Consider the following 8,312-nt stretch of genomic DNA (forward strand, 5'->3'; position numbering starts at 1 on the left):
GTTCTTTCTTGATTTTCTCTCCATTCATTAGCAATTTGAACGCTTTCTCCGCCAATTATAGTTCATTTGTAATGATGAGGGAAGAGAACAGGGAAGAAGAAAATTTATCCCTCACTCCTCCTCTCTCATCCTTTTCCATTCCCCAAGGTCATTAAAGCGGTAACTTGTTCGCTGGAAATTTCCTTAATGGTATTCCAGGCCACATCAAAAATGCGATGGGGTTGAAACTCATCTTTTACTAAGTCCCAAAGTCGCTGTACTTCTTGCGTGTGTAGGCGATCGTTCTCTGTCAGGGCTAATAAGATTTGCTGCCGTAAATAGCGCCCTTCTTCCGAAAGAAGATATTGTAGCCCCAATTGCGCTGTAGGAAGGAGGTCTAAATTGCCATCGCTTTGCGCGATCGCCAGCATATTTTCCAATCTTTCCCACTTAAATTTCCCATCCTGAATCAGCACTTCTAATAAGCGACGGCGCATAGCCGCAGATTCCCCTCGCAGCAATCGTTTGGCAACATAAGGATAAGCAATTTCAACAATACTAAATTCCGGATCTAATGTCAGCGCTAATCCTTCTTGGGTAATCAGCGATCGGATAATCAGGGAAAATTTCGCCGGAACCCGGAAAGGATACTCATACATCAACTCGGAAAACTCATCGGTAATGGTTTTAAAATTGAAGTCTTTCACCTTTTCTCCCATCGCATTGCCCAACACCTTTTCTAGGGCGGGAATAATCGGAGTAATATCAGTATCCGAGGCTAAAAATCCCAGTGCTTTAAAATCATCGGCCAGTTGATAAAAATCGCGGTTGATGAGATGAACCACAGAAGCGGCTAGGGTTTCCTTGGTATATTCATCTAGCTGATCCATCATGCCAAAGTCAATATAAGCCATGCGTCCGTCTGACAGAGCAAATAAGTTCCCAGGATGGGGGTCAGCATGGAAAAAGCCAAATTCCAAGAGTTGTTTCAGTCCAGAAATAACCCCAATTTTAATGACTTCATTGGGATCTACGCCTACTGCTTCAATGCTTTCTGTATCGGTGAGTTTAAAGCCATCTATCCATTCTAAAGTTAGGACACGAAGTCCGGTATAGCGCCAGTAAATTTCCGGAACCTTAACCGTGGGATCGTCGCGAAAATTAGTGGCAAATATTTCAGCGTTACGTGCCTCGTTGAAGTAATCAATTTCTTCAAATAGCTTAGTTCCGAATTCATCAACGATTAAGGTTAGATCGTGACCGATATTTAAAGGCAGCCAGGGTGCGATCCAACTGGCTGCCCATCTCATTAAATGCAGGTCAAGGGTAATTGTCGGGCGTAAATTCGGTCGTTGTACTTTAACGGCAACTTTTTCCCCACTGTGCAGGATGGCTTGATACACTTGTCCGAGACTGGCTGCTGCAATGGGATGGGGGGAGATTTCCCGATAGATTTCCTCTGGGGTGCGGTCTAAATCTTCCTCAATAATTGCGAAAGCCGTTGCGTTGTTGAAGGGAGGAAGGCGATCTTGTAATTTAACGAGTTCAGCAAGAAAATCTTTCTGGATCAGATCTGGCCGAGTGGAGAGGGCTTGACCGACTTTAATGAAGGTTGTTCCTAACTTGGTGAGAGTTTGACGCAAATCGGCTGCGCGTCTCAGTTTGTTTTTTTCGATAACATTTACGTTTCGCCAGCGATCGAGGAGGAAGCGAAGGACAAAGCCACCCAGATACCAGAAGATGGTGAAGGCTCGCCAGAAGACTAACCAAGGTCTGTAGCGACAGTATTTGGCGGTCGCTTGGGGATCGTAACGCTGGGATCGCCCTTGTCGCAGGGGCTGACCGTCATCGGCAACAAATTGATATTGACTCACAAGATTGTTTGACCTCATCGAGTGCAAAGATTCTTTAACTTCACTCTATTTTTGTTAATTCTATCACGCTATCTCATGACTTAAACCTATTTGTCAAGTTAGGCGATCGCCAAAAAGTGAAAAGCGATCGCCAAGGCGATCGCTTTTTAGACCAAAAACCTAACCCGGTAATTTGCTCTAGCTTTCAATATTGATATAGGGTAAAAGTGCCATATATCTAGCCCGCTTGATCGCTAAGGTTAAATCTCGTTGTTGCTTTGCGGTTAAATTCGTAATACGACGGGGCAGAATTTTGCCGCGTTCGGTAATGAACTTGCGGAGTAATTCAATATCCTTATAATCGATGGGATCTCCTGGTTTAATTGGAGAAAGACGTTTGCGGTAATAAGCCATGATTGTTCTTTTGTACTAATTTTTAGGGGATCGAGTCGGGAAAGGTTTTTACCGAATAAGCGATTATTTGATTTCTTTGTGAACGGTATGCTTATTGCAATGAGTACAAAACTTCTTCAATTCCATCCGTCCGGTGGTATTGCGACGATTCTTCATTGTTGTATAGCGGGAAACCCCGTTCGATCGCTTGTCGGGGTTAGTGCGACATTCCGTACACTCTAAGGTGATGATGATTCTAGCGCCCTTTTTGCTTGCCATAATCTCAGTAATTCCATCCGTTCCTAATTTCAACGCAGCTTTCTATCTTCGCATACGATAGCGCAAATCTGCAAGGAATCTTCGCAAGCGAATATCGAGGGAATATCCTCGCTTGGTTTGAACCATGACGGTACCGAAGAAGCGATCGTGAAAGGCTTGATTCCAGTCGTCGTCAGCGTAGGCGATCGCACAATCGATAATGAGGGGAGAAACCAGCAAAAGGGTAGAAAAAGGATTGATAAAGAAGAGATTAAAGCCGATCGCGGCAAAGGTGGCTAATCCTCCCAAACACCCTTCTCGCTTGGCAAGGGCGAATAAATCCGGTACTTTGCGGAAGCGTAGATCGAGAACTTTGATATCCATACACCAGGAACCCAAACTTTGACCTTGATTTTTATCCACAACCACTACTCGCAGGAGAATCCAAGCTAAGAAGAAGACGATCGCTTGTACGGCACCTTTCCCAGCAAAGGAACTCAGTAGCCATGTCAGGGTTAAATCGATGGCAAAAGCGTAAAAACGCCGTTCAAAGGGAACGCGAGGAAATTTTTTGGGGGGAAGGAGATCGGGTTCCATTGGTTTTGAGTTGCGGGGAAGATGAGATCGTGCCAGTTTGTTCCCAAACTTATCTTATTTGAATATAATTGCGCCAACCACCATAAGTTGTAATTTCTTGTTTTCCTGCACAAGCAATTGCTTCGGCAACAACTCCAAGCACTTCTTCTCCATGCTCGAGGCGAACTTTGCCAATACATAAACCGGAAGGTTCTTGCAATAAGATTTGTGCGAGTCCTTCTAAAGGAACTGCCCAAATTTCAACATCAATGTTAGTTCCTGATTCGTTTACGCGCTGCATGGCGGGATATTTATCATCAATTGACCATAATCGATAAGTGGGTTCTGTTTTGGCTTCTTGGACAAATTTTGCACCAACCTTGAGCAAATTTTGGTTGAGTTCTAAATCTCGCATTAATGTGCCATTGACAGCTAAATTAATTGTTTTCATTCGTCTTTATTAGTTATGCCTTAATTTTTATTTTTCTACAAACTTATCCAATCGTTCTCGCACAGCTAATTGCATCAGGGAACGCAAGAGAATCATAAACCAAAATGCTGAGAAACAGAAGATAACTATTCCCCAATTGGCAATTCCTCCGATCACAAGGAGTATTCCCGAAATGAGAGAGAATCCTGATAAACAGGTATAAATTAAACATTTTACTGCTAAATTAATGCGCTTCAGGGCGCGATCGCTGGTTTCTGATTTGACTTGAAATTCAATTTCGCCGCGATCGAGTCTTTCCTGTAAATCTTGAATGGCTAATTCTACCCGACTGGGGCGATTGACGCGATCGCGGATTAATGTTCCTGCTTGTCGGAAGGTTTGACGAATTAAGTTGCCTTTACGAGCAGATTGGGTTAATTCTTTCAGAAAGGGTTGACTAGCGGCAATTAAATTATATTGGGGATTGAGTGCGCGAGCAATGCCATCAAGAGTAGAAACTGATTTAATCACAAACATCATTTCCGATGGCAAGCGAAAAGGTTGTTTTTCAAACATTAAATAAACTTCGCTACTCATCTGCTCAAAAGCTCGCAGATCGATGGGCTTTTCACGAAATTGTTCTAAAACAAAAGCCACTAAACGCTTGATGGGAGACATATCTTGTAGCGGTTCGATCAATCCCATATAAACTAAACTTTGTACCACTGCATCCGTATCTTTTCGCATGACCGCAAAAAAAGTATTAATCATCTCATCTTTGGCCATGCTTTTTACTTCTGACATTGTGCCAAAATCGTAAAAAATAATCTTTTCTTGCTCATTAACCGCCATATTTCCAGGATGAGGATCTGATTGAAAAAAACCATCTTCTAAAAGTTGCTTGAGATAACAAGCAATTCCCGTTTGAATGACGCGATCGGGATTAAAATTGCGAGATTCAAGAGAAGCGCGATCGTCAATTTTAATTCCTGGTAAGTATTCTAATGTTAAAACTTGTGGTGCAGTATAACGCCAGTATACTCGCGGGACAATAATATTAGGATAATCGCGAAAATTGCTCTGGAATCTCTCCGCATTTTTTCCTTCATGAATATAATCAATTTCTTGGTAGAGTAACTCAAAAAACTCGCGATAGAGATGCTCTAAATTATATTTTTTGACCTTGGGAAAATAGCGTTCGAGCAGGCTAATTAAGCGGTGTAATACTGCAAAATCAAGATTAAATAAGCGTTCTAATCTTGGACGCTGCACCTTGATCGCTACCTTTTCTCCCGTTGGTAAAATGGCGCGGTGAACTTGTCCCAAACTAGCAGCCGCAATGGGAGTCTCTTCAAATTCACTAAATAACTCTGAAATCTTGCTCCCTAAATTAGTTTCGATAACGGCGATCGCTTCTTGGGTGGGAAAAGGAGGGACGCGATCTTGCAATTGTCCCAAGGCTTCAATATAAGGCAGAGGAATTAAATCCGATCGCGTCGAAAGTGCCTGACCAATTTTGATGAAAGTTGGACCCAATTCCAACAATTGTGTTACTAACCAACGAGCATGACGATGTTGCTGTTTTTCTGAAGAATTTCCTGTTATTTTGTCCCATCCCAAGGCCAGAAAAAAGCGAGTAGCAACGCTAAAAACATCGATTTTGCGCTGCCAGGGTGAATATTTTGCTTGCTGCCAACGTGGGGTTTTCAAGGATGCACTCATAGGATTATTTTTGCAGGGGAAATTGCGGTAAAACGAGGGTAAACTTGGTTTCACCGCGCTGGTTTTGGTCAGCAATGCGACTCGATACTTCAATTGTGCCATTAAGATGCTGTACCAGCCCTTTTACTAAAGCCAAGCCCAAACCTGTTCCCGCGATCGCCTGTTGGTTTGCTTCTTTTCCGCGCATAAATTTCTCAAAAATACTCTCAATATTTTCCGGTGCAATACCTGCACCAGTATTCACAATTGCGATGGTGATGCGATCGCCTTTTTTGCTCGTTTCTGAGGCTAACTGGGGGGTAGAGAGGCGATCGATTTCTACATAAACCGTACTGTCGGGATCGGAGTATTTCTGGGCATTAGCCAGTAATTCTTGTAAGATGCGTTGCAAACTGTCGCGATCGGAATAAAGTAACAAGGAGGTATCGAGATTATCTTCTCCACCGTAGCGAACGGCCAATTCTAATCCTTTCTCTGTCCATGTTTCGCGACAAGCTCCCCATAATTCTTCCACAATTTCCTGAAGATTTAATTGGCTCAGTTGTAGATTAATTTGATGAGTTTCTAGCTTTTGTAGTGCTAGTAAATCTTGAATGAGATTATATTCTCGCCCCCATTCCCGCTCCAATAATTCCAGATATTTGCCTTGACGCTCGGGGGGAAGTCCAGGTTGACGAAGCATTTGAATCGCCAGTTTCATCGTCGTTAAAGGGGTTCGCAACTCGTGGCTTACAGAATCGAGAAATTCATCTTTAAGTTCGATCAATTGGCGCAATTGCTCTACCTGTTTGCGGGTTTGTTCGTAGAGTTTGGCTTGAACTTCTAAACTGCCTTGCAATTGAGCCGTCCGTTTTGTTACCAAGGACTGTACTTGCTTAATGGTGCGATCGTAAATCGTCGCCGTGGCAATTTGAGCGCCTACCCAACGCGCTAAAGTCATTTCACTGGTTTGCCAGCGATAGGGGCGATCGCGTTGAAAGAGGAAAAACCCTAGCACTAAGGAAGAATTACTGGCCGTACCAATGAGAGGAACAAGTAATAAAGCGGGAAAGCGATCGGGATGCAAAAAACTAGGAATGAGACTGTCGGATTTATTGTTGGGATTAGACTTAGAGAAGGTATCGATCGCAAAAGGTTGGGGAGACTGTTGCCAAGCGGTAATACAACAGAGACAATCGGACAATTTAAAGTTTTCTTCTGCTGCACCAATTTTAGCAATGCCTTTCCTTGCCGTCCATTGATGGGCAATAGTGCAATTGGCTCGGGGAATCGCCTTAGAATCCTGTTGATTGTAGAGGGGATCTTTGTATTTTAAAAGCACGATCGCCCCTCGTTCCACCTGTAGGGCTGTTGCTGTTGTCGCCAGAGCAAGGTCGAAGTCGGGTTGAGCCGCATTGATGCCGTGAAATTGTTCTAAAAGAACCTGATAGGCCTGATTGAGGTAACTTTGCTGTTGAAGTCGAACTTGAGAGAAAGCGATCGCTACGGCATTGGCGATCGCTTCTAGTGTCTTGGCTTGTAAATCCTGCCATTTATCTTGCAAATCTCCCCCCAAAATAATAGCTCCATCGGAAGGCGTAGGGATCATAAGCACGCATTTTAAAGGAAGAGAAAAACTTGAATTTTGCCCAGACAGTTGAGCCAATAATTGCTTTTTAAGGCTGTCTTGTTGAGGAAGATAGCTTTCTGTACACCAATATCCATTTGTTCCCAATTCGAGGTCCCGGCGATCGCTAACCAGTAAACAAACCATTGCATTCAACTGTTGGCCGATCGCCCGAGCAATTCTTGCGAGAAGAAGAGGAGGATCAGGAGTAGGGAGAAGCAATTTGAGAATTTCTTGCCCGAGTTTGTGGGAGTCTAGCTCATTCATGTCACTAATCTTCCCGAAATGTTCTCAAAATTATCAACTATTCACTATCAACTATCAATTATCAACTATCAATTATTATCCTGCTTTTGCGCTTGAGTGCGAGCCACTTCACTATTTTTTTGATAGAACTCAACGCGATCGCGGGCAACATTATAGCGAGAATCTTCTCGAGGCACCGAGTTCATCAACTCCGAGGCTTTTTGCCACTGAGCGGATAAATCAAGCCACTCAGCCTTGGTTTGAGCCGTTTGACCCTTTAGGGAAACTTCTTCTGCCAATCGTACTGCTTCGGAAAAAGGATCTGCCTCTGTCCTGAGAGCATTAGAGTCGTTGGGAGTCGGCAGTACAAGTGTTGTGGGGGTAACAGTTTGAACGGGAGAGGGTGCAGAAGCAACAGGAGCCTCGGCTGGAGATTCAGTGGTTTGGGCGATCGGAGCCGCAGGAGAAACCGACGATACAGAAGACTTAAAGAAGGGAAGGATTCCCATTAATTGGGAAAAATCCAAATTTTGCCCGCGCCAATTGTTATAAGCCAATCCTGCCAAAAAACTGACTGTACATAACACCAACATCCCTAAAATATTACGCATCTTGGATGATGAACGAGAAGAAAAGTTTGATGAGAGTTGGATGGAAGTCGATTTTTGCGGCGATCGCACTTCCGCGTTTCCGTCGCGATCATCCTGACGGTTATGGAACAATCTTTGGAAAATACTGGCTTTGCGAAGAACGATCTGTTGGGACCACAGAAGTGGATTTTCGGGGTTGCGATGGACATCTTCGAGCCAAATGAGTTGCTGTTCATTGGCAATACGACCGCAAATATTGACGCGGCGCAGGTTTTGCGGTTCGATCGCCTCTAAAATTTCCTGTAACTGCTCAATCAGGACAGATTGTTGGAGTTGTTCGCTTTCTTTGGCTTCACAGAGAACTTGCAGGATGCCCTTTTCTAGAACGGCTCGAGTTCTTACCCCCATGTCAGCGAGGCGATCGTTCATAATCTGTACGATCGCCGCTACACTTCCTTCATGAGCTTGTTTTGCGATTTCATCCATATTTTGCCTTGCCACGTCGGAAATAACCGATTCCCCATACTTGGTTTAACTCTACCAAAAAACGGGTAGAATACCCTGATGGGAATAACGCGCAATTTCATTCGGAGAAAAAATTCTGATGCTTCTAAAATCAACCACGCGCCACATTCGCGTTTATGCGGCGGAATTACAGG

Annotated in this window: 9 protein-coding genes; all 9 read right to left on the minus strand. The window is 43.8% G+C overall.

What is annotated here, in order from left to right:
* Positions 1-125 precede the first annotated feature (125 nt).
* The gene (locus JUI58_RS19050; protein WP_204105393.1) at positions 126-1,853 is read right to left on the minus strand and encodes an AarF/ABC1/UbiB kinase family protein; all 1,728 of its coding nucleotides are present in this window, start codon (positions 1,851-1,853) and stop codon (positions 126-128) included.
* Between the two features lie 177 nt (positions 1,854-2,030).
* Positions 2,031-2,246 (minus strand): 30S ribosomal protein S18, encoded by a 216-nt coding sequence (gene rpsR, locus JUI58_RS19055; protein WP_204105394.1) that lies wholly within the window; start codon positions 2,244-2,246, stop codon positions 2,031-2,033.
* A gap of 63 nt (positions 2,247-2,309) precedes the next feature.
* Positions 2,310-2,504, minus strand: a complete 195-nt coding sequence (rpmG, locus tag JUI58_RS19060) for a 50S ribosomal protein L33 (protein ID WP_204105395.1) — start codon at positions 2,502-2,504, stop codon at positions 2,310-2,312.
* Between the two features lie 42 nt (positions 2,505-2,546).
* Entirely contained in the window at positions 2,547-3,080 is a 534-nt protein-coding gene (locus JUI58_RS19065; protein WP_204105396.1) for an RDD family protein, read from the minus strand.
* 49 nt (positions 3,081-3,129) lie between these two features.
* Entirely contained in the window at positions 3,130-3,510 is a 381-nt protein-coding gene (locus JUI58_RS19070) for a gamma-glutamylcyclotransferase (RefSeq protein WP_204105397.1), read from the minus strand.
* Positions 3,511-3,537: 27 nt separating this feature from the next.
* Positions 3,538-5,211 (minus strand): AarF/ABC1/UbiB kinase family protein, encoded by a 1,674-nt coding sequence (locus JUI58_RS19075; RefSeq protein ID WP_204105398.1) that lies wholly within the window; start codon positions 5,209-5,211, stop codon positions 3,538-3,540.
* Between the two features lie 4 nt (positions 5,212-5,215).
* Complete coding sequence (locus tag JUI58_RS19080; protein WP_204105399.1) at positions 5,216-7,084, minus strand: HAMP domain-containing sensor histidine kinase; 1,869 nt, start codon at positions 7,082-7,084, stop codon at positions 5,216-5,218.
* A 68-nt stretch (positions 7,085-7,152) separates the two neighbouring features.
* Positions 7,153-8,139: a hypothetical protein gene (locus JUI58_RS19085; RefSeq protein ID WP_204105400.1), complete on the minus strand. Its 987-nt coding sequence runs from the start codon at positions 8,137-8,139 to the stop codon at positions 7,153-7,155.
* On the minus strand, positions 8,100-8,312 hold a 213-nt coding region (locus tag JUI58_RS19090; protein ID WP_204105401.1), incomplete at its 5' end, for a hypothetical protein. The genes JUI58_RS19090 and JUI58_RS19085, both read right to left, overlap by 40 nt.

The organism is Spirulina sp. CCY15215 (genome assembly GCF_016888125.1).
Lineage (GTDB): Bacteria > Cyanobacteriota > Cyanobacteriia > Cyanobacteriales > Spirulinaceae > CCY15215.